Origin of the sequence: Allobosea sp. LjRoot9 (assembly GCF_964252745.1) — a bacterium.
Taxonomy (GTDB): domain Bacteria; phylum Pseudomonadota; class Alphaproteobacteria; order Rhizobiales; family Beijerinckiaceae; genus Allobosea.
The window spans coordinates 125,428-147,962 of record NZ_CAXUPC020000002.1 but is presented as its reverse complement, the minus strand read 5'-3'; the positions used below and the strand labels follow the sequence as shown (position 1 = coordinate 147,962).

Genomic DNA, 22,535 nt, shown 5'->3' with positions numbered 1-22,535 from the left:
ATGTTATCGGGTCTGCGCCATCACGGCGCGCGAGGGCGCGGTCATGCCGACGAGCGCGGTCGCCATGTCGCGGGCGAGGCAGTCATAGCCGGCATCGCTCATATGGAAGCCGTCGGAGGACAGCGCGCTCGTGAAGGCCTGGGCGTCGTTGCGATACCATTCCCGCATGGCGTCGTAGCGGGTGAACACCGGCACGTTCTGGCCGCGCGCCGTGTTGGCGATGGCCGTGACGAAATCGCGATAGCGTTCAGGCTCGCGGACGCCGGGGAAGAATTGCGGATCAAGGATGGCAAGGCTCACCCCCGCCTGCTTCACCATGGCGATGCCGTCGCCGACCATGGTCTTGAAGGCGCCGAGATCGCCGCCATTGACGGCGTCGTTGGTGCCGACCTGCCAGATCACCAGGTCGTAACGGCGTGCACTGAGCGCGGTCTTCAGGCGGGTGAGCGTCTGCGGAGCGGTCTCGCCGCCGATGCCGGCATTGACGATCTCGATCGGGAGGTTGGGCCAGGCCTTGCCAAGCAGCGCCCTGAGCCGGGCCGGATAGGTCTTGTCCTTGGCGGAGGCGCCGATGCCCTCGGTCGAGGAGGAGCCGATCGCCAGGATCGTCAGCGAAGGACCCTGCGCGACCCGCGCGGAGAGGGCCGAGAGAGAGGCGACAGGCTGCACGATCGGCGTTTCGCGGCAGGAGAAGGTCCCCGCCTGTGCGGTGGCCCCGGCCAACATCGTCGCTGCGAAGAGATTCAAGGCAAGGAACCGCATCGCGGCGCGCATCGGCAACATCCCCCCAAAGATGCCTTCGTCGGTAAGGTCTCCTTCATGAATGGTGGCTGAACGATGCAACGCAACATGTGGACACATGCCGACTGTGGCAGGAGTGCGACGCGATGAACCGCTTCGCCTGGCTGCTCGACCGCCTGGCCTATGAGCCGCGCCGCAATGCCAAGCTCGCCCTGATCGCCGATTACCTGCGCACGACGCCCGATCCCGATCGCGGCCTGGCGCTCGCGGCGATGACGGGCGGGCTGGTCTTCCGCAACGCCAAGGCGGGCCTGATTCGCGCGCTGATTGCCGAGCGGGCCGATCCGGTTTTGTTTGCGCTGTCCTATGACTATGTCGGCGATCTCTCGGAGACGGTCGCATTGATGTGGCCGGCCAGGCACGGCGCCAATGATGTGCCGCATCTGCCTGATGTCGTCGCCGGCCTGCGCAATGCCGGCAAGACCGATCTTCCTCGTCTTGTAGCGGGCTGGCTCGACGCGCTCGACGAGACCGGGCGCTGGGCCTTGCTCAAGCTCATCACCGGCGCGCTGCGCATCGGCGTCTCCTCGCGCCTGGCCAAGACGGCCGCCGCCAGCCTCGGTGGCGTGGCGCCCGACGAGGTCGAGCAGGTCTGGCATGGGCTGGAGCCGCCCTATGCCGCGCTCTTCGCCTGGCTGGAGGGCAGGGCGCCGCGACCAGAGGCGAGCGATCCCGCGCCGTTTCGCCCGGTCATGCTGTCGCACCCGGTCGAGGACGGCGATTTCGACAAGCTCGACCCGGCTGATTTCAGCGCCGAATGGAAATGGGACGGCATCCGCGTCCAGGCCGTCAGCGGCACAAGGCCGGACGGCTCGCGCCTGACGCGGCTCTATTCGCGCACAGGCGAGGACATTGCCGGCGCCTTTCCCGACCTTGTCGAGGCGCTGACGCGCGACGGGGCGCTCGATGGCGAGTTGCTGGTGATGCGCGATGGCGCGGTCCAGAGCTTCAACACCTTGCAGCAGCGCCTGAACCGCAAGACGGTAACAGTGAAGATGCTGGCGGAATTCCCCGCTCATATTCGCGTCTACGACCTTCTGGTCGATGGCGATGAGGATATTCGCGAGCTGCCGCTGATCGAGCGTCGCGCCCGGCTGGAGGCTTTCCTCGGCAAGCTCGGCAGCGAGCGCTTCGATCTCTCGCGGGTCATTCCTTTCGAGAGCTGGGACGACCTTGCCGCCGCCCGCGCCGACCCTGCTGCTGCCGGGGCGGGGGCTGATGCGGAAGCCGTCGAAGGCTGCATGATCAAGCGCAGCGATTCGCCTTATCTGCCCGGCCGGCCCAAGGGCTATTGGTGGAAATGGAAGCGTGAGGCGCGGCTGGTTGATTGCGTGCTGATGTATGCCCAGCGCGGCCACGGCAAGCGCTCTTCGTTTTATTCCGACTACACCTTCGGCGTCTGGCGCGAGAGCCCGGAGGGGCAGGAGCTGGTGCCGGTCGGCAAGGCCTATTTCGGCTTCACCGATGAGGAGCTGGTCGAGATCGACCGCTATGTGCGCAAGAACACGCTGAACCGCTTCGGCCCTGTGCGGGAGGTCAGGCATGACGCCGCAAGCGGCCTCGTCTTCGAGGTCGCCTTCGAGGGCTTGCAGCGCTCGACCCGGCATAAATCCGGGCTCGCCATGCGTTTTCCCCGCATCAACCGCATCCGCTGGGACAAACCGCCTGGAGAGGCTGACCGGATCGAGGCGCTGGAACGGCTCCTGCCGGCGGAGGGATGAGCCGAGCCCGGCAGGAACTACGCCGAAAGGCCGTCTCCTGATTGCATTGCAACATGCGCCGATCTGGTTCAGAGCCTTCATGATCGCGCGCCGGCCTTGCGATAGCGGCAGGCCGGTGTGCTTGAGATCGCGGTCGCGACTGGGGCAGTATGGCGCGACCGGCAGACGAACAGGGATATGCGCGATGACGAAGCAGCCTTCGACGCGGATCGTGATCGCGGACGACCATCCCCTGTTCCGGGGCGCGTTGCGGCAGGCTGTCTCGCACGCGCTCGAGGGCGCGGATGTCAGCGAGGTCGGTTCGCTGGAATCATTGACCGAGGCCTTGTCGCAAGGGGCCGACGCCGATCTCGTCCTGCTCGACCTGACGATGCCGGGCGTGCAGGGCTTCTCGGGCCTGCTCTTCCTGCGCGCCGACCATCCCGAGGTGCCGGTCATCGTGGTCTCGGCCAATGACGAGCCGACCGTGATCCGCCGCTGCATCGAGTTCGGAGCGCTCGGTTTCCTGCCGAAGACGGCCGATGTCGAGCAGATGGGCGAGGCGATCCGCGCCGTGCTCGCCGGCAGCGTCTGGACGCCGCCGGGCGTCGATCTGTCTTCGCCGGTCGATATCGAGGTCGCCGACATGGTGCGCCGGCTCTCGACGCTGACGCCGCAGCAGGTGCGCGTGCTGATGATGCTGTCGGAGGGGTTGCTCAACAAGCAGATCGCCTATGAGCTCGGCGTCTCCGAAGCGACCGTGAAGGCGCATGTCTCCGCGATCCTGACCAAGCTCAATGTCGACAGCCGCACGCAGGCCGTCATCGCCGCCGCCAAGATCGCCGGTACGGCCTGGGCGACGGCAGGCGCATCCGCGACGATATGAAGGTGGGGTGACAGCGGGGCGCGTCGCCATTCAGCCCCGGTTCAACCGGGCAATGGTCTGATCGGTTCGTGTTTGGGGGATTTTCGCAATGGCGAATGGCAATATCGAAGGCTTTCTCGGCGGCTCCGTGCTCAGCGTCCTGGTCCGATTGATCTTCATCTCGCTGCTCGTGGGTGCGGCGATGGCGTTTCTCGGCTTGTCGCCACGCGGGCTTTACGAGGTCGTGGCGCGCTTTGTCCGCTCGCTTGGGGATCTCGGCTTCGGGGCCGTCCGCGAGATCGGGCAATGGGTCATCGCCGGTGCGCTGATCGTGGTGCCGCTCTGGCTGCTCTCGCGCCTGTTCGCCTCCCGGCGCTAGCACCGGATGCGAAAAACCGGGAACCGGTTTTTCGCTGGAGCAAGGCTCTAAGAGACCGTTTGGAAACTCCGCGAGCCCTCATCCTGAGGAGCCATTCCCTTGGGCATGGCGTCTCGAAGGATGCTCCAGGAGGCTCCCCAACCATCTGGAGCATCCTTCGAGACGCTGCATCGCAGCTCCTCAGGATGAGGGCTGGAATTTCCAAGCGGGCACTAAGCCTTTGGAATCTAACCTCCGAGCGTCTCGCCGCGCGCGATCGCGGCGGCATCGCGTCCGACAAGGGCGCTGAGCCTGCCGACCCCCGTCTTGCGGGCCTCGGCCGTGAGGCCTGCCTTGATGGTCGCGGCCAGTGCCGGCCCGTGAAAGACCAGGGCCGAGTAGAACTGCACGAGATCGGCGCCGGCCCGGATCTTGGCGAAGGCGGTCGCGGTCGAATCGATTCCGCCGACGCCGATCAGCGGGAACTGGCGCTCGACACGCAGGAAGGTTTCGGCGAGCAGCCTGGTCGAAGGCAGGAAGAGCGGCTTGCCCGAGAGGCCGCCGGTCTCGGCCTTCGCTAGGTTGCGCAGGGTCGCTGGGCGCGCCACCGTCGTGTTCGAGACGATCATGCCGTCGATGCCGCGCTTGCGCGCCACCGCCACGATGCCGTCGAGCTCGGGCAGGCTCAGATCCGGCGCGATCTTGAGCAGCATCGGCGTAGCCCGGCCGGCGTCGTTCGCCGCCTCGTCGCGCGCGGCCAGCGCCCGTGCGATCAGGTCGTCGAGCGCCGATTCGGCCTGCAGGTCGCGCAGGCCCGGCGTGTTGGGCGAGGAGATGTTGATCGTCAGGAAATCGGCGACAGGTGCCAGCCGCCGCGCGAGCACGGCATAATCGGCGGAGCGGTCGGCGGAATCCTTGTTGGCCCCGAGATTGACGCCGACGATGCCGCGACGGCCACGCCGCGCCTGGAGCCGAGCGGCGACCGCCTCCATGCCCTCGCTGTTAAGGCCGTAGCGGTTGATCACCGCCTCGTCCTCGGTCAACCGGAAGACGCGCGGGCGCGGATTGCCCGGTTGGGGCAGGGGCGTGACGCCGCCGACCTCGACGAAGCCGAAGCCCAGGCCCAGCGCGCCGTCCACCGCTTCGGCATGCTTGTCGAAGCCGGCCGCGAGGCCGACCGGGTTGGTGAAGGAGAGGCCGAAGGCCTGCGTCGCCAGGACCGGGTCGTCGGCGGCCGGCCTCAGCGCCGGCGCGACGGCGAGCGCCGCGACCGTCATGCGATGGGCCGTTTCGGCGTCGAGCCGGTGGATCAGCGGGCGGGCGAGATTGAACAGGGCGCCGATCACGCGACATCCTCCGGAAAGAGATGGGTGCCGTCGGCTGCGAGCGGAAGCGGCGCGATCCAGCGGACTGATTTGGGGTCGAGCGCGGCGTAGAGATGGGGAAACAGCGCCCCGCCGCGCGAGGGCTCATGGCGCAAGGCTTCGCCGAGGCGTGAGGTGTCGATCGCGATCAGCAGCAGGTCGCGCTGGCCGACGAAGTGCTTCGCCGCGGTTTCCCGCGCCTGAGCTCCGGTCGAGAAATGGATGTAGCCATCGGCGAGGTCGATCGGCGCGCCATTGAAGCGGCCGGAAAGCTCGGCTTCGCGCCATAAGGCTTCGGGGCAGATCTTGTAGATGAGCGGCACGCACAGCCTCGCCGGATTCGCAGGGGCCTCGACATAGAGCACGATACGAAAATGTGGGAGCCGGTTTTTCGCATCCGGCTCTCGCGGCTGGCAGCAGGATTGGGCAAATCTCATCCGCATTTCCGCGAGAAGCGGATTGAAATCTTTCTGATAGGGCGTACTTCCTATTCTGGCCGCCAACTTAGCGGGAAACATCAGGAACGAGGCCTCCGCGATGCTGTCCCATGAGCAGATCTGGAGCGCCATCGATGCGCTCGCCCAGCGCTACGGCTTCACGGCTTCGGGGCTGGCCCGCAAGGCCGGGCTCGACGCGACCACCTTCAACCGCTCCAAGCGTCTCGGGCCCGATGGCCGCGAACGCTGGCCCTCGACCGAATCGATCGCCAAGATCCTGGCCGCGACCGGCGCCTCGCTCGATGAATTCATGAGCGTGGTGATGCGGCGGGGGCCGGCGCCTTCGCGTACCATTCCCCTGATCGGCTTCGCCCAGGCGGGATCGGGCGGCTTCTTCGACGATGACGGCCTTCCCGTCGGCGCCGGCTGGGAGGAGGTCGCCTTTCCCGGCGTCGCTGACGAGAAGGCCTATGCGCTGGAGATCGCCGGCGACTCGATGCTGCCGCTCTATCGCGATGGCGACACCATCATCGTCTCGCCGACCGCGACGGTACGGCGTGGCGACCGCGTCGTGGTCAAGACGGTCGAGGGCGAGGTCCTGGCCAAGCAGCTCAGGCGTCAGACCGCCAAGACCGTCGAGCTCGCCTCGCTCAACCCGGAGCATCCCGACCGGATGCTGGGCCTGAATGAGATCGCTTTCATGGCGCGGGTGATCTGGGCGAGCCAATGAGGGCCAGGACCATGAGGATGAAGCTGGCGATCGCCCTGTTCGTTGGCGCCTTTGCGACGCCGACCTTCGCTTGTGGCATTCGCATCACCGGAATCGATGCGCTGAAGGCCGACATCAAAGGGTACTTCGAGCGGGAGATGCCGGCAGGCCAATATCAATGCGATGCCAAGGACAATCTGTTGAACTGCAGATCCCTGGATAAAGCGCTTTACATGTTCGTCGATCATGACGCGAAATTTGATATTGCGACGTTTTCGATATCGGGGAGCATTCCGGTCGATCGCTTGAAGAACTTATGGGATCGTTTTTCGACGCGAATCGCATTTTCCGCGATCAAGAAGCCTATCGATCAGGATATTTCAGAAGCCATCGAGGGAACGCGCTCGAAGATAGTACTCATAAACGAGGTCTGCATGCTCTCGATCGGCCGTCTGAACCATGACGCCGGATTTGTCGTAGCGGGTAGCTTCACGCGATAGGGGCGCGAGCCAACCCTCTTGCAGATCGCGACCTCAATTCCCGTTCTGCCGGCGCGCCGGCAGCGTCACCTTGAACACCGCGCCCGTCTCCGAGGGCTCGAGCTCGATCATGCCGCCATGCAGCCTGACGAGCTCGGCGGCGATGGCGAGGCCAAGCCCGGTTCCGCCTGGCGTGACCGAGCCGCGAAAGGCCTGGAACAGGTTGGCTTTCGCCCGCTGGGGCACGCCGGGGCCGTTATCGGTGACGCGCAGATGCAACGCCCCGTCGAGCTGCTGCGCCTTGACCGTCAACATGGGCTGGTCGTCGCTCTCGCCTCCCTCTCGCGCCAGCGCCTGCACGGAGTTCCGCATCAGGTTGAGCAGAACGCGCGCCATCTGGTCGGGGTCGCAGCGCGCGATCAATCCGGCTGGAACCTCGTTGACGAAGTTGAGCTGCTTGTTCTCGGGCAGGCCGAGCATCTCGGCCTGCTCGGCGACGAGCTGGCGCAGCGCGATCTCGCGCAGCAGCGGCGTCGCCTCGGCCGCGCGGCCATAGGCCAATGTCGCCTGGCAGAAATCGATCGCCCGGCCGAGCGTCGCGATCAGGCGCGGCGCGAAGCGCCGGATCTTGGCGTCGCGGGTGTCGACCAGCCGGTCGGACATCAGCTGCGCCGAGGCCAGCATGTTGCGCAGGTCGTGGTTGACCTTGCTGACGGCCAGCCCGAGCTCGGCGAGGTGCTTCTTGGTGCGCAATTCGCCGGCCAGCGTCATCTGCATGCGCGCCAGCGCCCGTTCGGCCTCGCCGATCTCGTCGGCGCGCTGGGAAGGCTCGATGATCCGGTGCGGATTCTCCGGATCGGCCTCGAATTCCATCACATTGGCAGCGAGCTGGCGGATCGGCCCGACGATCATCCAGTTCAGCGCGAGATAGACCAGCCCCGCCGTCAGGACGGAGATCAGCAGCGAGATCAGCAGGATGTTGCCGGAAAAGACCAGCATCGCGCGCCGCAGCGGCGCCTCGTCGATGACGATCTCGACGAAGTCCGCCCCGCCCATGGCCTGGCCGATGACGCGGATCGGCATGTCGTGCGGCGGGGCTACCAGAATCTCGACCGCCTCTTTGAGCGCAGTCATCCAGCTCGCATCCCGCAGATCGACCTTGCGGGCGACCGTCGGCGGCATCGAGTCGAGGCTGAGCAGGCGGCGTGCCCCGCCGACGCGGGCGGCGATGGCGCGCGCGCCGACGCCCATCAGCAACCGGGCTTCGCTCTCTTCGGGCAGGCGTTCGTCGGGTGCGCCTTCCAGCACCAGCACCGCGACCTGGGCCGCGGCAAGCCGGTCGTTCAGCCAATTGCGCCGGAAATTCGCGACCGACGGCAAATAGATCAGAATTTCCGCCAGCATCACGAACAGCACGGTCAAAAGCAGCAGCTTGGCCGAGAGGCCGAGCCGCGTCAGGCCGCGCGGCAGGCTGACCGAGAGTTGCGTCGCGTCGAGATCAGGTTGCTGCATTGAATGGGAGCTTAGCCGAAACGGCTGAGAAAGCCGATGAGCCGTCGGATTCCCGGCTTTGCCGCCATCGGCGCGTAGAACGACATCGCCGCCCGCTTCGAGGCCTCCGAGAAGGTCGGATAGGGCAAGGCGAGCCCCGCCATGTCCTGGACCGTCAGGCCCTTCCGCACGGCCATGCACCAGGGCGCGATCAGCTCGCCGGCGCCGACGCCGACGATGGTGGCGCCGAGGACGCGGCCCCGCCGGTCTGCGACGAGCTTCACGAAACCATCGGTCTCGTGCTCGGCCTGGGCACGGTCGTTCTCGGCATAAGGCCAGCGCAGGATGGTGATCGCAGCGCTGCGTTTGCGCGCCTCGGCCTCGGTCAGGCCGACGCTGGCGAGCTCCGGATGGCAATAGGTCACGCGCGGGATCGCCGTTGCATTGGTCCTGACCGGGAGGCGGAACAAGGCGTTGCGCAAGACGAGCCCAGCCTGCTCATGGCCGGCATGGCTGGAGTGCGGCCCGCCGGCTGCCCCACCGGCACAGTCGCCGATCGCGAAGACGCGACGGTTGCCGGTGCGCAGCCCCTTGTCGACGATCACGCCCCCAGTGTTGCTGTTGATGCCGCCAAGTTCGAGGTCGAGCGCCTCGATATTGGGCGTGCGCCCCGTCGCGACCAGAAGATGCGTCCCGTCGAGCTTATGGTCGGCCTCGCCGTCGGGGCCCGCCAGCATCAGCCTGACGCCGCCCTTGATCGTCTCTGCGCGCAGCACCCTGGCCTGCTCGTGCAGCGTTATGCCGTCGCGCAGCAGCGCGCGGCGCAGGATCAGTGCGGCCTCCGGATCGGCATCAAGCAAAAGGCTCCCGGCCTCGACGATGCTGACCGTGCTGCCGAGCCGAGCCATGGCCTGCGCGAGTTCGACACCGGTCGATCCGGCGCCGAGAACCAGCAGGCGCTCGGGCCGGCGTGTCAGTGAAAACAGGCTCTCGCTGGTCAGGAACGGGACCGCGTCGAGCCCGGGAAGCGGCGGCGCGGACGGCCGCGAGCCGGTCGCGATCACGAAGCGTCGCGCTTTGATCGCCTGGTCGCCGGCCATGACCGTGCTGCGGCTGATGAAGCGTGCCTCGCTCCTGATCACATGGACGCCGAGCGCACCGAGGCGCTCCGCCGAATCATTGGGGGCGATCGCGGCAACGACGCGCTGAACATGGTCGTGGACCTGCGCATAGTTCACTTGCACGTTCACTTGCGGCTCGCCGGCCGAGATACCGAAGCGCCCGGCCTCCCGGAGGGCCTGCGCCCGCGCGCCTGCGGCACTGAGCGCCCTGGCCGATACGCTGCCGGCATTCGGATGGCCCGCGCCCATGCTGCCGTGCTCGACGAGGACGACACGTACGCCGAATGCAGCCGCGGCGGTGGCGAGCGACAGCCCGGCCGCACCTGCCCCGATCACGCAGATGTCCGGCGTCAGCGGCGCAGGTCTCGGCGCTGGTGCTGTGGTCGTGCTCACGCCGCTCCTCCCGATCCGCCTGTCTTGCAATCGCTCTTGCAACTGCTGATGCGTCGCGAGGCCGCCGGAATCAAGGCCGCACAAGCCGGAAGAGCGTCAGAGGGACATTCAGGCGATCTTGCGGCCCTTGTCGGGGGAGAAGGCCGAGAGCGGCTCGGGCCGGCCGAAGAGATAGCCCTGGGCCCGCTGCGCGCCGAGCAATTGCACGGCGATGCGCTGCTGCTCGGTCTCGATGCCCTCGACCACGACATTCATCGAGAGCCGGCGCGCGAGCTGGCAGACCGCCTCGATGATCGCCTTCGAGGCCTCGTTGGTGTGGACGTTGCGGGTGAAGCTCTGGTCGATCTTCACCTGCGCGAAGGGGTAGGTCGAGAGATAGGCGAGCGAGGAATAGCCGGTGCCGAAATCGTCGAGCGCGAAGCGCACGCCGAGCGCCCTGAGCTCGTCGATGACGGCAAGCGTGCTCTTATTGTCCTCGATCAGCAGCGATTCCGTCACCTCCAGCGTCAGCCGATGCGAGCCGAGATGGGAGCTGATCAGCGCGTCCTTCACCGTTTCGACGATGCGGCGCGGTTCGCGGAACTGCAGCGGCGAGATGTTGACGGAGACGCCGATCTCGTTGCCCCACTGCGCCGCATCCTTGCAGGCCTGCCGGATCGCCCAGTTCCCCATCGCCGCGATCAGGCCGGATTGCTCGGCGATCGGAATGAACACGCCGGGCGGGATCATGCCGCGCGTCGGGTGGTGCCAGCGCATCAGCGCCTCGCGCGTCACGATCTCATGCGTCTTCAGGTCGATGATCGGCTGGTAATAGAGTTCGAGCGCGCCATCGTCGCAGGCCTTGCGCAGATCGACCTCGATCTCGTGCCGGTCGAGCATCTCCTCCGCCATTGCCGGATTGAAGAAGGTCAGCGTGTTGCGGCCGGCGCCCTTGGCCTTGTAGAGCGCGGTGTCGGCGTGCCGCAGCAGATCCACGGGCGTCGCACCGTCATGGGGCGCCATGGCGATGCCGACGCTGGCCGTGACGTAGACGCTCTTGGTGTCGAGGTGGAAAACCTTGGACATCGCGTCGATCATGCGCTGCGCGATATTGGTGACGACGGCGTGGCTGGCCGAAGGCAGGATCAGCAGGAATTCGTCGCCGCCGAAGCGGGCGAGCAGGTCTCCGCCGCGAATGGTGCTCTTCAGCCGGTTCGCCGTTTCGCTCAGCACGCGATCGCCGATATCGTGGCCGAGATTGTCGTTGACCTGTTTGAAGCCGTCCAGATCGACATAGAGCAGCGCGAAGGCCTCGCCGGTCCGCTCCAGCCGGGCGAAGGCTTCGGTGATGTGGTTGTTGAACTCGAAGCGGTTGGCGAGCCCGGTCAATTCGTCGAAGCGCGCCATCTGCTCGATGCGCGCCTCGGTCGCCTTCCGATCGGTGGCGTCCTCGGTCAGCATCAGCACGCCGCCTTCGGCTGCCGGCGCGATGGTGATGACGAGCACGCGACCGCCCCGGGTCTGGAGCTCGCGGCTCATCGTCTGCTGCATGTCCTGCACCGCCACGAGCGCGCCCCTGACGTCGCGCACCTGATCGGCGTCGATGATCTGCCGTTCGATCAGGAAGCGGGCGATTGCGGTCAATGGCGTGCCCGGCAGCGCGAGCGTTTCGGGAATGCCGTAGAGCGCGCGATAGGGCGCGTTGCTGACCGCGAGCTTCAGATCGCGGTCGAACATCGCGAGCCCGTGGATCATGGTGTTGAGGGCGGCATCCAGGGTCAGGTTCTGCGAATGCAGCGCCGAGGCCAGGGCCTTCGACTGCTTGGTCGCATCGCTCAGCGCGAGCAGGTTGCGATGCAGCGAGTTGGTGATCGCGATATTGGCCGCGACATAGAGGAAGGCGAAATAGCCGATATACTGATAGTAGACATTATGGGCCTGGATCAGGCCCACGGCCATCGGAATGCAGAAGGTCAGGATCTGCACCGCGACGAATTTCGGCCGCCCGGCATTGCGCGAGACATAGCCCGAGGCGAGCGCGATCGTCGAAGCGACCGAGGTGATATGCGCTGCGGCGTCGTCGGTCAGAGCCAGCGCGGCATAGCAGCTATAGCCGAGGACGGCGCTGAAGGCGGTGGCGCCGAAGAAATACTCGCGATCCCAGCGCCGCGTTTGGTGCAGGCCGTCCTCGGAATGGTCCTTCCGACGATAGGAGATCACCGTCATCAACCGCAGCGAGACGATCAGCGCGACCAGAACGGTCAGATTCAAGAACAGGTGCTTGTCGCTCGAGAGCCAGCACAGATAGGGCGTCAGGATGCCGGCGATCCCGCCGGGTACGATCGAGGCCGGCGACGAGAAGAGCGAGCTGACGAGCAGGCGGTAGCCGGGCAGATCGAAATCCTTGCCCGGATCGCTCAAGCCGCCATCCGCTGATCGCCTGAGGGCTTCCGCCATCGCTCCCGCCCTTTACGGCGACAAGCGGAGATCGCGCATCTCTCGCCACAAGTCGCTCCGTTTAAATGCTTTATGGCGGCAGAAGTAAATGTTTGGTGTGGGTGTTCTCCGAATTCGGAGGGGCCGCATACGGCCTTAATGCGGCCTTAGCGGCCGCTCGAAGCGCTTGCTGCAACCGCAGGTGGGCGCTGGTAGACGCGGGCGAGCATACGGTCCTGCGTCTGCGCGATGCGTTGTAGCTTCGAGATCGCGCTGGGGTTCAGCCGCAGCATGCAATTGGTCCAGATCTCTCCGAGGTGCTCCAGCTCCTCCCTCAGATCGCCGGCGCGGCGGTTGAAGGCCGAGAACAGGGCGGTCTTGGCGGCATGCATGGGCAAGGAATCGGCGGCGTATTTGCGGATCCAGTTCTCGCCCGTTCCCGTCGGGACGACGGCTTCGAGGCCGCCCGCCGCCATGAAATCGTGGGCGCTGAGCTCCTCGCCGGAGAGCAGCATCTGCTCGGCGGCGCGCGGTCCCATGCGGCGCGACAGGATCGCGACCGCCGTGATCGGGAAATGGTTGAACTTGATTTCTGGGTAGACGAACGAGGCCTGCTCCTCGGCGATCATGATGTTGCAGGAGCGTGGTGCATCGATGCCGCCGCCGATCGCCTTGGCGTGAATGGTCGAGAGCGTGACCACGAGGCCGTTCAGGCCGCTGGCGTTCCAGACAGCGCCCTCGATCGAGAGCCGCGCATATTCGGCCAGCGCCGCGCGATCATTCTTGGCCAGGCAGTCGAGATAGAAGTCGAGATCGCCGCCGAGCGTGAAGAACGGGCCCGTTCCGCGGAAGGCGAGAAAGCGGATCGGAGCGCGGTGATATTGGTCCGGCGCGCCCCACAGCGCGAAGATCGCGCGCTGAATCTTGCCCAGGCTGTCGAGCAGCTGAAGCGTGAAAACCGGCTTTAGCTCAGGCCGGATCGTCACCCACAGGGTCAGGATGTCGGGTTCGTAGTCGATCTGCACCTCGGGCAGGAAGCCGGCTTGATGCCGGATGGCGTCGATGACGTCGCAGCTGTCGAGAGTCGTCGCAAAACCAGCCTTCGGAACTGACGAAAGAGACTGGAGCATGCCGCTGACCTCCCGGTTGCCGCGCGTCAAGAACGCCCGGTCAAGGTAGTTGAAGTTAAGAAACTGTAAACGGGATCCCGCGGAAATGGTTAATTTCGTTAAGCTTTATTCCCTGTCGTCAACTCGAACCCGGTGTCGTGACCAAGCCCTTGAACGATGTGGAACAGATCCCGATCGCACCCTCGCCTTGAGCAAATCATGTGCTCCCCGGAGGGGCTCGCGCTGCGCCGCTCTGCGAAGGAAAGATTCGGGCGCGGGTTCCTTCCAGGGCGGAACAATCGGTCTCGCAGCTTGTCGAACGCGGCGGATCGTTTCTTTTCCGGGGGGCGGATCGTCCCGCGCGAAGCCGATGCGAAGCGAGGGGAATGCCGGGATGAGCCGCTGTGGCACGCGAGACCTGTCTCGGAATGGGACAAGGCCGGCAACGGGCGCGTCTTGCTGGCTTACGTCTTGCCGCGCGCTCACCCGCTTGTTCAAAACCACAACCAGGGCTAACGATGCGCCGCGAATTCGCCGTGATCCGAGCGTTGAAACGTTGATGCCGAGTTGATGCCGTGAACCGCCCACCATCCGCAGAAGACGAGAAGAGAGCGCGCCTTGCCGCCGCTCTCCGCGAGAACCTGAAGCGCCGCAAGGCTCAGGCCCGCGCTCGCCGCACGGATGAGGCGAAAGCGCAGGAACCGGTATCGCAAGCCCAGGCCGAAACCTCCCGGTCCTGATTTTCATATTCATGCGCCGCCCGGCCTTTTCGCGGCGGCAGGCCAGCAGGTCATCACGATGGACAAGATCCGCATTACCGGCGGCCAGCGCCTCAATGGCAATATCCAGATCTCGGGTGCGAAAAACGCCGCTCTGCCGCTGATGATCGCAAGCCTGCTGACGGACGAGACTTTGACGCTGGTCAATGTGCCGCGCCTCTCCGACGTCACGGCGCTGTCGCGCATCCTGTCCAATCAGGGCGTCGATCGCACGGTCGCGGGCAAGCGCATTGGCCAGTCGGCCGAAAGCGGCCAGACCATCTCGCTGACGGCTCGCCAGATCACCGATACCTGTGCGCCCTATGAATTGGTCTCGACCATGCGGGCGAGCTTCTGGGTCATCGCGCCGATCCTGGCGCGCATGGGTGAGGCCAAGGTCTCGCTGCCCGGCGGCTGCGCCATCGGTACGCGTCCCGTCGACCTGCTGCTGATGGCGCTGGAGAAGCTCGGCGCACAGATCACCATCGAGAACGGCTACGCCCTGGCGCGGGCGCCCAAGGGCCTGAAGGGCGCCGAGATCAACTTCCCTAAGGTCACGGTCGGCGGCACCCATACCGCGCTGATGGCTGCGGTACTGGCCGATGGCACGACGGTCATCGAGAATGCCGCGCGCGAGCCGGAGGTGACGGACCTTGCCGCCTGCCTCGTCAAGATGGGCGCCAAGATCGAGGGGGCAGGCACCTCGCGCATCGTCGTCACCGGTGTCGCCCGCCTTGGCGGTGCCCATCACGCAGTCCTGCCCGACCGGATCGAGACCGGGACCTATGCCATGGCCGTCGCGATGACGGGTGGCGACGTGCTGCTCGAAGGCGCACGGCCCGACCTGCTGCAATCGGCGCTCGACGTCCTGACCCAGGCGGGCGTCGATATCAGCTCGACGAATGAGGGTATCCGTGTGCGCCGCAACGGCCAGGCGCTGAACGCCGTCGATGTCGACACGGACCCTTTTCCGGGCTTCCCGACCGATCTCCAGGCGCAGTTCATGGCGCTGATGACGCGGGCCAAGGGCACCTCGCGCATTCGCGAGACCATCTTCGAGAACCGCTTCATGCATGTGCAGGAGTTGGCGCGGCTGGGCGCCAAGATCAGGCTCGACGGTGATGCCGCCTATGTCGAGGGCGTCGCCAAGCTCACCGGCGCACCGGTGATGGCGACGGATCTGCGCGCCTCGGTCTCGCTCGTCATCGGCGGTCTCGCCGCCGAAGGCGACACCACGATCAACCGGGTCTACCATCTCGACCGCGGTTTCGAGGCGCTCGAGGCGAAGCTGACGCGTTGCGGCGCCGAGGTCGAACGCATCAGCAGTTGACGTTGCCGCGCGGCCTCGCCAGAACATCGCGATGCCGATTGACGCCGCAGACCCGCTGAAGCTGATCGCACTCGACGCTGACGATCTCGCGATCCTGTCCGCTCATCTCCAGGATGCTGTCCTGAAGGTGGCGGATATCACTTATCTTCCGGGCGAAAAGCGTTTCGCGCTCGCGGCGCGCCGGTTCGACTGGGCGGGCGCGCAGGCCGGGCAGCGCCGGCGGCGTCTCGCCGCTCTGCATTTCGAACGGGTCACCGCGGCCCGCAGCACCGGGATCGACACAGCCGCCCCGGGCACGGTCCTGAACCTGCTGGCAATCACCTTCGATGAGCGCGACGGCCCGACTGGCGACGTCACCTTGCACTTCTCGGACGGCGCCGCGATCCGGCTCGACGTCGAATGCATCGAAGCTCAGATGAAGGATCTCGGCCCGGTCTGGGAAGCGGTCGCGACGCCCGACCATCCCAACGGCGCCTGACCTCTTCCACGCCATAGCTCTTAAGGTTTTGCGATGCCGATCAGGCTCGACGACAGGGATGCACGCTTCGAGCAGGATTTTCAGAACCTGCTGGGCGCCAAGCGCGAGGTCTCCGAGGAGGTCGACCGCGTCGTCGCCGACATCATCGCCGAGGTCCGCGCCCGGGGCGACGCAGCGCTCATCGCCTATACCAGCCGCTTCGACGGGCTCGACCTGACGCCGCAGGCCCTGCGCGTTTCTGAGGCGGAGATCGATGCCGCCGTCAAAGCTTGCCCGCCCGAGCAGCTCGCAGCGCTGGAAACGGCGCGCGCGCGCATCGAGGCTTATCACCTGCGCCAGAAGCCGCAGGATGCCTGGTTCACGGACGAGGCCGGGGTCGCGAGCGGCTGGCGCTGGAGTGCGATCGAGGCGGTCGGACTCTATGTGCCGGGCGGTACGGCGAGCTACCCGTCCTCGGTGCTGATGAACGCTGTTCCGGCCAAGGTCGCCGGTGTCGACCGGGTGGTGATGGTTGCGCCGACCCCGCGCGGCGAAACCAACCCGCTGGTGCTGGCTGCGGCGCGGCTCGCCGGCGTCGACGAGGTCTATCGCATCGGTGGCGCGCAGGCCGTAGCCGCTCTCGCCTATGGCACGGCGATGATCGCCCCGGTCTCCAAGATCGTCGGCCCCGGCAACGCCTATGTCGCCGCAGCCAAGCGGCGCGTCTTCGGGCAGGTCGGCATCGACATGATCGCCGGTCCTTCCGAGGTGCTGGTCATCGCTGACGGTTCGGCGAATCCCGACTGGATCGCCGCCGACCTGCTGGCCCAGGCCGAGCACGACGTCTCGGCCCAGTCGATCCTGATGACGGACGATGCCGGTTTGGCCGACGAGGTCGAGAAGGCGGTCGTGGCGCAGCTTGCGACGCTGCCGCGTGCCGAGATCGCCGGCAAGAGCTGGGCTGATTACGGCGCGATCCTGCTGGTCGCGGATCTTGAGGCGGCGATCCCGCTGGTCGATCGCCTCGCGCCCGAGCATCTCGAGATCATGACGTCCGAGCCCGAACGCCTTGCGGCCAGGATCCGCAATGCAGGCGCGATCTTCATCGGCGGCCACACGCCCGAGGCCATTGGCGACTATGTCGGCGGGCCCAACCATGTCCTGCCGACGGCGCGCTCGGCCCGGTTTTCCTCCGGGCTCGGCGTTCTCGATTTCATGAAGCGAACCTCGCTGCTGCAATGCGGGCCTGAGGCGCTGCGCGCGCTTGCGCCGGCCGCCGTCCGGCTTGCCGAAGCGGAGGGCTTGCAGGCGCATGGTCGTTCCGTGACGATCAGACTGAATCTGTGAAATATGTCCCAGGGCGTTTTCGAGCGAAGTGGGCACTGGTTTTTCGCATTGATCCCGCTCTCTCTTTTAGATGAGAGACGGATTCAGATGTCAGATGGGATCACTGCGTGATTCCATCTGACATCATCCGGCTCTAGCGCCGTTCGTTTCGATCGGAGACAGCATGTCGGAGACGAAATGCCTGATCGGCGTCACCCTCGACGAAGCCTCGCTTGGGCGTGGCTCGCCGGATCAGGAGCATGAGCGTGCAGTCGCGATCTACGATCTGATCGAGCGCAATCGCTTTGCGCTTCCCAGCCATGACGGCGGGCCCTATCTGGCGCATCTGGCGCTGGTCGAGCGCCGGCTGGTCTTCGACATCCGGCAGGCCGACGGCGTTCCCGTCGTCGCGCATCATCTCTCGCTGACGCCGCTGCGCCGCATCATCAAGGACTACGCACTGGTCTGCGAGAGCTATTACGCCGCCATCCGCACCGCCACGCCCTCGCAGATCGAGTCGATCGATATGGGCCGGCGCGGCCTGCACGACGAGGCGGCGCACATCCTGGTGGACCGTCTCGCGAGCAAGGTCGAGATCGATTTCGATACGGCGCGGCGGCTGTTCACCCTGATCTACGCGTTGCACTGGAAGGGCTGAGGAGGGTGGAGCCCGCCGCCCCGCGCAAGGTTCAAAGTGTGCTGTTCATGTGCGCGCAGAACGCGGTGCGCTCACCCATGGCCGAGGCTATGGCCAAGCACTTCTTCGGCAAATCGATCTATGTCCAGTCGGCCGGAGCCAGGCGGGGCGAGGTCGATGGCTTCATGCTCACGGTTCTCGACGAGATCGGCATCGACGCACACAAGCACAAGCCGAAATCGGTCGAGGAGCTCGAAGAGTGGGAGGGGTTGAATTTCGACCTGATCGTTTCGCTCTCGCCGGAAGCCCACCACAAAGCGCTCGATCTGACGCGTACGGTCGCCGCCGATGTCGAATACTGGCCGACGATCGACCCCACCGTCGTGCAGGGCTCGCGCGAGCAGGTGCTGGAGGCCTATCGCGAGGTGCGCGACGGGCTGATGCGGCGCATCAAGGACAGGTTGAGGGCCTGAGAGTGCCTTTGAAGCCTTTTACGACCTGATTGGATCGGAAATGGCTTCAAGCTTTTTACTTTAACGCGTTTTCTTTACGCGAACCGGCGGCCACTTCGCTCGAAAACGCTCTTAGCGCACCAGCAGGGAGCCGCCGCAGCGCACGCCGGTGACCCAGCTATCGGCCTGGCCGAGGCCGATGCCGAGCGTTCCGAGCACCCCGGTGAGCAACTGGTCGATCGGGGTCGCCGCTGCCGTGACGATGCTGCCGACGAGGTTGCCGACGCCGCCGAGGTCCAGTCCCAGCGGGTCGAGCCGGATCACGAGATCGCCGAAGAGGCGTGACAGCAGGGTCGCGATGAAATCCTGCGTCGAGGTCGTGCGCTTGTCGCCGCGCAGGATCTCCGGATAGGTGAAGCTCACCGGCGTCTCGGCCAGGTTTGTCATGGTCGCGTGCGCCCGCAGCGTCACCTTGAAGAGTCCAAGGACATTCAGGACCGCGGCGGCGGGTGGGTTCGGAGCCGTGCTGAAATTGTTGAAATCGGCCAGCGAGACCTGCCCGATCCAGGCGTCGACCACAGCTGGTGTCACGCCGAGCGTGACGCGGGAGGTGGTGACGTCGCCGGCGTTGCATTGCACGCTGGAGAGACGCGCTGTCGCGGCCGCGAGCTCGATATAGAGCGGCAGGCTTACCAGCGAGGCTTGTCCGCTGCCGACGAGGTTGATCGTCAGCAGCAGGCGGGTCTGGGCGGTGTGGACGGTCGCGCCCACCCGCCCGACACTGACGAGGCTTGTGCCCACTGGCCGCTCGCCGATGGCGAGCTTGAGCGAGACCGCCGCGAGGCCCGGGATGTTGATGGAAAGCCCTGTGTCGATCTGGCGCGTGCCATTGGAGATCTGGGCGACGGCCGAGACGAGGTCCAGCGCCGTAAGCGAAGCCACGATCGGCCCCGGCAGCGATAGTGCTGTCTGGCCGTAGGGGCCAAACGAGATGAGCTTGGTCAGGTCGACGCGCTGGGTCGAGCTGGCCGTCGTCGTAGCCAACCGCGAGAGCGCGTCGTTCGCCGTCACGCTGCTGGTGCTGTTGTCGCGCGCGGCCTGCTGAGCGGCGTAAAGCACGTCGCCGAGTTTCACATTGGCCTTCAGCACGTCGTCATAGGTCACGGCCGACAGATTCGCGCGCACGGCCAGGTATTTGGAGAATGTGAACAGGTCGATCCGCGCTTGCGCCAGCCCGTTGTAGTCCATCACGGAGAGGGAGACACTGCTGCCCAGGAGAGAGCTGAGCAGGCTGTTCAGGAGACCGCCGTCCAGCTGCGCCAGCCGCGAGCCGATCGCGAAGGCGGCCTGTGCATCCTGTACCGCGATGGCGCTGCTGCCGATCGGCACATCGCCACTCGAGAAGCTCGCCAGCGTCGTATTGGCCTGGGCCGTCGTGCTTGATGGGCTAGCCGCGAGAACGCGGCCGAGCAGCATCTGCGTGACGCCGCGCATCTCGACCTTGACGGCGTTGGCTGTCGTTCCCGTGCTGGGCGTGAAGCGGTTATTGACCGGTATGGTCGCATCGGCGTTGTAGATGCCGGTCTGCACGGCCAGGACGGTGTTGGCCGGGTAACCGTTGCTGCCGGCGGTGGCCTGCGCGGCAGCCTTGGCGCGCGGCAGATCCGCCGCGGCTGCAAGCGCCGCGAGGTCGTTGGCGGTCTGCTGCCGCCGCTTCTCATAGAAGAAGCTGCCGACATCGACCGCCATCGCACCAAAGCCGAATAGGACGAAGATCCCGGCAGCGAAGAGCAAGGCTGCGCCACCGCGCTCGTTCTTGGCAAAGGCTTTGAAGCTGCGATTCATCACGGCCTCCTGCGGGGGCGAGAGCAAAGATCTGGGTTAATAGCCGCCGCGTTGGATAACGGCTCGACGTACAACCGTAGGTGGTGGTAATGAAACAAGCGAAGCGAGGCTCTGGAAGAGCGTGCCGGACATGTCATAGGCGACCGCGACCGTGAAGGTCTGCTGCGGCGCGCCACCCTGGGCCGTCGTCACGCTGACCTTGGCCGGATCGATGAAAGCGTAGGAGGATGCGTTCGCCGTGACGAAAGCACGTGCGATCTGGTCGCGCTCGGTGTCATTTACCCCGGAAACAGAGGCGCGCGCGGCTTCGGAGGCGACTTGCTGGATGCCGTGGTAAATGCCCAGAACGTAGCCGTAGCCGATGATGCCGAAGATCATCAGAAGAAGTACAGGCGCGATCATCGCGAATTCGACCGCGCTCGTGCCGGCTTCGTTCCGACGGAACCGGTTTGCTGAGGTCCACATGGGATGCACCTTCCGGTATTTAAATACTATCTACAGTTGTAATCTTCAACCTCTTAAAAATAGTAAACGGCGGCGTTAAAAATCATCGCGGTTAGGCTTTGCCTTCATCTTTAAGTAAAACTTTACGGGAGTGGCCCCACTTCATCCGGAAACGCGCAGAAACCTTGGCGTCCCGGAGAAACCTACGTCCCATGACATCGGGAAGCCTGATCGGAGCCTCCGCCAATAGCGGGCGGGTTGCGGCCCTGTGGGATGGCTGCGTCGTGGCGCTGACTCTCATGGCTGTCAGCCTCGCTGCCGTGCTCAGCTTGCCTCAGGCCCCGACCGACCGGGCCGTGCCGCAGGCGATCATCTTCCCACCATGGATGCCGCAGCAGGACGCCGTGGCGCGAAGCCTTGCTGCCGGGCATCGCGTCCTGCGCGGCGGCATTTCGTCTTTCATCGTGATCGCGGCTGCTGCTGAAGCCGGTGCCGAGACTGCCAGGCCGCGAGGTGCCTTGCTTATGCTGGCGCTCGATGGACTCGCCGGCTGTCTCGATTCCGGCGCGTCTGTGGAACCATCCCTATGATCTGGACCTTGACGGGCATTCGCGTCGCCGTCGCGCGCGTACTGCTGGGGCTCGCATTCCTGCACGTGCCGATCCTGGCGCTGAGCATCTGGTTCCGCGGTGGAGACATCCCGCTGCCGGCGTCCTGTGCCTTCCTGCTGGCTGCGGGCGCCTTGCTGCTCTACATGCGCTGCGGTGTCGCCATCGTCACGCAACTCGTCATCGCGATCGTGCTGATCGGCCAGGTCTCGATGCTGGTCTATAGCTTCGCCGGCCATCCCTGGCAGCCCGACACGCATATGTACTATTTCGCGGTCCTGGCCTTGCTCGCCGGTTTCTGCGACTGGCGCCCCATCATGATGGGCGCCGCCTTGACCGCGCTGCACCACCTCGCCCTGCAATACATCCTGCCGTCGGCGGTGTTCTATCAGGGTGGCAGCCTCCTGCGCGTGCTGATGCACGCCGTGATCGTCATCATCGAAACCGTGTTCCTGGCGGCTCTTGCCGTGATCCTGGGACGCATGTTCGCGACCAACGAAAACAGTCTGCAGCGCGCCAACGAGATTGCCGAGCGCGAGCGGATGGCGGGCGAACGCGAAAAGCGTCAGGCGGAAGAGCTCGGGCGGCGCGCGGAGGCGTTGCGCGAGATCGTCCAGAACTTCCGCTCCCAGATGGAGCGGGCCATGGCGGTGCTCGATCGCTCGGCCGAGACCATGCAGGGCGGGTCGCGCGAACTGACCGGCACGTCGGATCAGGCGCGCCAGCAGATGGCGTTGGTCTCGGAGGCCGCGGACGCAACGACGCGCGGCATCGATCAGCTCGCCAATGCGAGCGGTCAGCTCGCGGAATCGATCGGTGAGATCGGCCGAAACGTCTCGCATTCCTTCGATGGTTCCAAGAACGCAGCCGATCTCGCGCGCCGCGCCAGCGATGAAATCGAGGAGCTTGCCCGCAACAGCGAGAATGTCGGCGCCGTCGTCGAGATCATTCGCGGCATTGCGGCGCAGACCAGCATGCTGGCGCTGAACGCCACGATCGAGGCGGCGCGTGCCGGCGAGATGGGGCGCGGCTTCGCGGTTGTCGCCAGCGAAGTGAAGACATTGTCGGCGCAAACCGCTCGCGCCACCGACGAAGTCTCAGGCCAGATCCATGCGATGCAGATCGCCTCGCAGCGCTCGCTCAAGGCCATCCGCGACATCGTCGGGGCCATGGGCGAGGTCGAGAAAGTGGCCGAGGCGATCGCGGTCGCGGTCCATGAGCAGGATCGGGCGACCGCGGAGATCGCGCGCCAGGTCCAGCTTTCGTTCGAGGGTGCCAGGCGCGGGGTCGGCGTCGTCGGCAATTTCGAGCTGATGACGGTACGCACGCATGATGCGGCGGAGCAATTGCAGGAAGCGGCCGATGCGCTTGCCGCGCAGGCGCACAGCATCCGTCATGAGGTCGCGGCGTTCTGCACCCTGGTCGCGGCGGCCTGA

The 22,535-nt window shown here is 65.7% G+C and carries 21 protein-coding genes; 12 read left to right on the top strand and 9 right to left on the bottom strand.

Annotation, left to right across the window (positions count from 1 at the left end):
• Positions 1-3: 3 nt before the first annotated feature.
• On the bottom strand, positions 4-774 hold the full coding sequence (locus ACSQ3P_RS09205; RefSeq protein WP_436165294.1) for an SGNH/GDSL hydrolase family protein: 771 nt from the start codon (positions 772-774) through the stop codon (positions 4-6).
• Positions 775-887: 113 nt separating this feature from the next.
• Between ACSQ3P_RS09205 and ACSQ3P_RS09200 the strand changes: the two genes are divergently transcribed.
• The 3 genes from ACSQ3P_RS09200 (at position 888) to ACSQ3P_RS09190 (ending at position 3,745) form a co-directional block, all read left to right on the top strand.
• Positions 888-2,522: a cisplatin damage response ATP-dependent DNA ligase gene (locus tag ACSQ3P_RS09200; RefSeq protein WP_436165293.1), complete on the top strand. Its 1,635-nt coding sequence runs from the start codon at positions 888-890 to the stop codon at positions 2,520-2,522.
• 184 nt (positions 2,523-2,706) lie between these two features.
• The gene (locus ACSQ3P_RS09195) at positions 2,707-3,387 is read left to right on the top strand and encodes a response regulator (protein ID WP_069692587.1); all 681 of its coding nucleotides are present in this window, start codon (positions 2,707-2,709) and stop codon (positions 3,385-3,387) included.
• A gap of 88 nt (positions 3,388-3,475) precedes the next feature.
• Positions 3,476-3,745 carry a DUF6460 domain-containing protein gene (locus ACSQ3P_RS09190; RefSeq protein ID WP_436165292.1) on the top strand — a complete coding sequence of 90 codons (270 nt, stop codon included), beginning with the start codon at positions 3,476-3,478 and terminating at the stop codon, positions 3,743-3,745.
• 227 nt (positions 3,746-3,972) lie between these two features.
• Here the strand turns inward: ACSQ3P_RS09190 and ACSQ3P_RS09185 are convergent, their stop codons facing one another.
• Positions 3,973-5,070: a quinone-dependent dihydroorotate dehydrogenase gene (locus tag ACSQ3P_RS09185; protein ID WP_436165291.1), complete on the bottom strand. Its 1,098-nt coding sequence runs from the start codon at positions 5,068-5,070 to the stop codon at positions 3,973-3,975.
• Positions 5,067-5,411 (bottom strand): DUF952 domain-containing protein, encoded by a 345-nt coding sequence (locus ACSQ3P_RS09180; protein WP_310158495.1) that lies wholly within the window; start codon positions 5,409-5,411, stop codon positions 5,067-5,069. Before ACSQ3P_RS09180 ends, ACSQ3P_RS09185 begins: the two co-directional genes overlap by 4 nt.
• A 214-nt stretch (positions 5,412-5,625) precedes the next feature.
• Here ACSQ3P_RS09180 and ACSQ3P_RS09175 point away from each other — a divergent pair, with 214 nt between their 5' ends.
• Together ACSQ3P_RS09175 and ACSQ3P_RS09170 are read left to right on the top strand one after the other, a co-directional pair.
• Positions 5,626-6,255, top strand: coding sequence for a S24 family peptidase (locus ACSQ3P_RS09175; protein ID WP_436165290.1), 630 nt, complete (start codon positions 5,626-5,628; stop codon positions 6,253-6,255).
• A 17-nt stretch (positions 6,256-6,272) separates the two neighbouring features.
• Positions 6,273-6,734 (top strand): hypothetical protein, encoded by a 462-nt coding sequence (locus ACSQ3P_RS09170; RefSeq protein ID WP_436165289.1) that lies wholly within the window; start codon positions 6,273-6,275, stop codon positions 6,732-6,734.
• A gap of 33 nt (positions 6,735-6,767) precedes the next feature.
• On the opposite strand, the gene ACSQ3P_RS09165 is transcribed toward ACSQ3P_RS09170, so the two are convergent.
• The 4 genes from ACSQ3P_RS09165 to ACSQ3P_RS09150 all read right to left on the bottom strand — a co-directional run bounded on the left by ACSQ3P_RS09165 (position 6,768) and on the right by ACSQ3P_RS09150 (position 13,263).
• Positions 6,768-8,225, bottom strand: a complete 1,458-nt coding sequence (locus ACSQ3P_RS09165; protein WP_436165288.1) for a sensor histidine kinase — start codon at positions 8,223-8,225, stop codon at positions 6,768-6,770.
• An 11-nt stretch (positions 8,226-8,236) separates the two neighbouring features.
• Complete coding sequence (locus ACSQ3P_RS09160; protein WP_436165287.1) at positions 8,237-9,718, bottom strand: dihydrolipoyl dehydrogenase family protein; 1,482 nt, start codon at positions 9,716-9,718, stop codon at positions 8,237-8,239.
• A gap of 108 nt (positions 9,719-9,826) precedes the next feature.
• Entirely contained in the window at positions 9,827-12,154 is a 2,328-nt protein-coding gene (locus tag ACSQ3P_RS09155; protein WP_436165286.1) for a putative bifunctional diguanylate cyclase/phosphodiesterase, read from the bottom strand.
• Positions 12,155-12,300: 146 nt separating this feature from the next.
• Positions 12,301-13,263 (bottom strand): enoyl-CoA hydratase-related protein, encoded by a 963-nt coding sequence (locus ACSQ3P_RS09150; RefSeq protein WP_436165285.1) that lies wholly within the window; start codon positions 13,261-13,263, stop codon positions 12,301-12,303.
• 777 nt (positions 13,264-14,040) lie between these two features.
• Here ACSQ3P_RS09150 and murA point away from each other — a divergent pair.
• The 5 genes from murA to ACSQ3P_RS09125 all read left to right on the top strand — a co-directional run bounded on the left by murA (position 14,041) and on the right by ACSQ3P_RS09125 (position 18,223).
• Positions 14,041-15,330: a UDP-N-acetylglucosamine 1-carboxyvinyltransferase gene (gene murA / locus ACSQ3P_RS09145; RefSeq protein ID WP_310158488.1), complete on the top strand. Its 1,290-nt coding sequence runs from the start codon at positions 14,041-14,043 to the stop codon at positions 15,328-15,330.
• Positions 15,331-15,361: 31 nt separating this feature from the next.
• Positions 15,362-15,808 (top strand): DUF2948 family protein, encoded by a 447-nt coding sequence (locus ACSQ3P_RS09140; RefSeq protein WP_436165284.1) that lies wholly within the window; start codon positions 15,362-15,364, stop codon positions 15,806-15,808.
• A 33-nt stretch (positions 15,809-15,841) separates the two neighbouring features.
• The gene (gene hisD / locus ACSQ3P_RS09135) at positions 15,842-17,134 is read left to right on the top strand and encodes a histidinol dehydrogenase (RefSeq protein ID WP_436165283.1); all 1,293 of its coding nucleotides are present in this window, start codon (positions 15,842-15,844) and stop codon (positions 17,132-17,134) included.
• 163 nt (positions 17,135-17,297) lie between these two features.
• Entirely contained in the window at positions 17,298-17,771 is a 474-nt protein-coding gene (locus ACSQ3P_RS09130; RefSeq protein WP_310158485.1) for a UPF0262 family protein, read from the top strand.
• Positions 17,772-17,818: 47 nt separating this feature from the next.
• The gene (locus tag ACSQ3P_RS09125) at positions 17,819-18,223 is read left to right on the top strand and encodes a low molecular weight phosphatase family protein (protein WP_069693962.1); all 405 of its coding nucleotides are present in this window, start codon (positions 17,819-17,821) and stop codon (positions 18,221-18,223) included.
• Between the two features lie 111 nt (positions 18,224-18,334).
• On the opposite strand, the gene ACSQ3P_RS09120 is transcribed toward ACSQ3P_RS09125, so the two are convergent.
• Positions 18,335-20,047 (bottom strand): pilus assembly protein TadG-related protein, encoded by a 1,713-nt coding sequence (locus ACSQ3P_RS09120; RefSeq protein WP_436165282.1) that lies wholly within the window; start codon positions 20,045-20,047, stop codon positions 18,335-18,337.
• Positions 20,048-20,083: 36 nt separating this feature from the next.
• Positions 20,084-20,512 (bottom strand): TadE/TadG family type IV pilus assembly protein, encoded by a 429-nt coding sequence (locus ACSQ3P_RS09115; RefSeq protein ID WP_310158483.1) that lies wholly within the window; start codon positions 20,510-20,512, stop codon positions 20,084-20,086.
• Between the two features lie 191 nt (positions 20,513-20,703).
• On the opposite strand from ACSQ3P_RS09115, the gene ACSQ3P_RS09110 reads away from it, so the two are divergent.
• Together ACSQ3P_RS09110 and ACSQ3P_RS09105 are read left to right on the top strand one after the other, a co-directional pair.
• A complete protein-coding gene (locus ACSQ3P_RS09110; protein ID WP_436165281.1) occupies positions 20,704-21,081 on the top strand; it encodes a hypothetical protein in 378 nt (125 codons plus the stop codon).
• On the top strand, positions 21,078-22,535 hold the full coding sequence (locus ACSQ3P_RS09105; protein ID WP_436165280.1) for a methyl-accepting chemotaxis protein: 1,458 nt from the start codon (positions 21,078-21,080) through the stop codon (positions 22,533-22,535). Before ACSQ3P_RS09110 ends, ACSQ3P_RS09105 begins: the two co-directional genes overlap by 4 nt.

What these genes read in the sequence shown, in the direction of transcription:
- ACSQ3P_RS09205 (WP_436165294.1), bottom strand. Translation starts at nt 774, where the DNA reads ATGCGCGCCGCGATGCGGTTCCTTGCCTTGAATCTCTTCGCAGCGACG.
- ACSQ3P_RS09200 (WP_436165293.1), top strand. Translation starts at nt 888, where the DNA reads ATGAACCGCTTCGCCTGGCTGCTCGACCGCCTGGCCTATGAGCCGCGC.
- ACSQ3P_RS09195 (WP_069692587.1), top strand. Translation starts at nt 2,707, where the DNA reads ATGACGAAGCAGCCTTCGACGCGGATCGTGATCGCGGACGACCATCCC.
- ACSQ3P_RS09190 (WP_436165292.1), top strand. Translation starts at nt 3,476, where the DNA reads ATGGCGAATGGCAATATCGAAGGCTTTCTCGGCGGCTCCGTGCTCAGC.
- ACSQ3P_RS09175 (WP_436165290.1), top strand. Translation starts at nt 5,626, where the DNA reads ATGCTGTCCCATGAGCAGATCTGGAGCGCCATCGATGCGCTCGCCCAG.
- ACSQ3P_RS09170 (WP_436165289.1), top strand. Translation starts at nt 6,273, where the DNA reads ATGAAGCTGGCGATCGCCCTGTTCGTTGGCGCCTTTGCGACGCCGACC.
- ACSQ3P_RS09165 (WP_436165288.1), bottom strand. Translation starts at nt 8,225, where the DNA reads ATGCAGCAACCTGATCTCGACGCGACGCAACTCTCGGTCAGCCTGCCG.
- ACSQ3P_RS09155 (WP_436165286.1), bottom strand. Translation starts at nt 12,154, where the DNA reads ATGGCGGAAGCCCTCAGGCGATCAGCGGATGGCGGCTTGAGCGATCCG.
- ACSQ3P_RS09150 (WP_436165285.1), bottom strand. Translation starts at nt 13,263, where the DNA reads ATGCTCCAGTCTCTTTCGTCAGTTCCGAAGGCTGGTTTTGCGACGACT.
- murA (WP_310158488.1), top strand. Translation starts at nt 14,041, where the DNA reads ATGGACAAGATCCGCATTACCGGCGGCCAGCGCCTCAATGGCAATATC.
- ACSQ3P_RS09140 (WP_436165284.1), top strand. Translation starts at nt 15,362, where the DNA reads ATGCCGATTGACGCCGCAGACCCGCTGAAGCTGATCGCACTCGACGCT.
- hisD (WP_436165283.1), top strand. Translation starts at nt 15,842, where the DNA reads ATGCCGATCAGGCTCGACGACAGGGATGCACGCTTCGAGCAGGATTTT.
- ACSQ3P_RS09130 (WP_310158485.1), top strand. Translation starts at nt 17,298, where the DNA reads ATGTCGGAGACGAAATGCCTGATCGGCGTCACCCTCGACGAAGCCTCG.
- ACSQ3P_RS09125 (WP_069693962.1), top strand. Translation starts at nt 17,819, where the DNA reads ATGTGCGCGCAGAACGCGGTGCGCTCACCCATGGCCGAGGCTATGGCC.
- ACSQ3P_RS09120 (WP_436165282.1), bottom strand. Translation starts at nt 20,047, where the DNA reads ATGAATCGCAGCTTCAAAGCCTTTGCCAAGAACGAGCGCGGTGGCGCA.
- ACSQ3P_RS09115 (WP_310158483.1), bottom strand. Translation starts at nt 20,512, where the DNA reads ATGTGGACCTCAGCAAACCGGTTCCGTCGGAACGAAGCCGGCACGAGC.
- ACSQ3P_RS09110 (WP_436165281.1), top strand. Translation starts at nt 20,704, where the DNA reads ATGACATCGGGAAGCCTGATCGGAGCCTCCGCCAATAGCGGGCGGGTT.
- ACSQ3P_RS09105 (WP_436165280.1), top strand. Translation starts at nt 21,078, where the DNA reads ATGATCTGGACCTTGACGGGCATTCGCGTCGCCGTCGCGCGCGTACTG.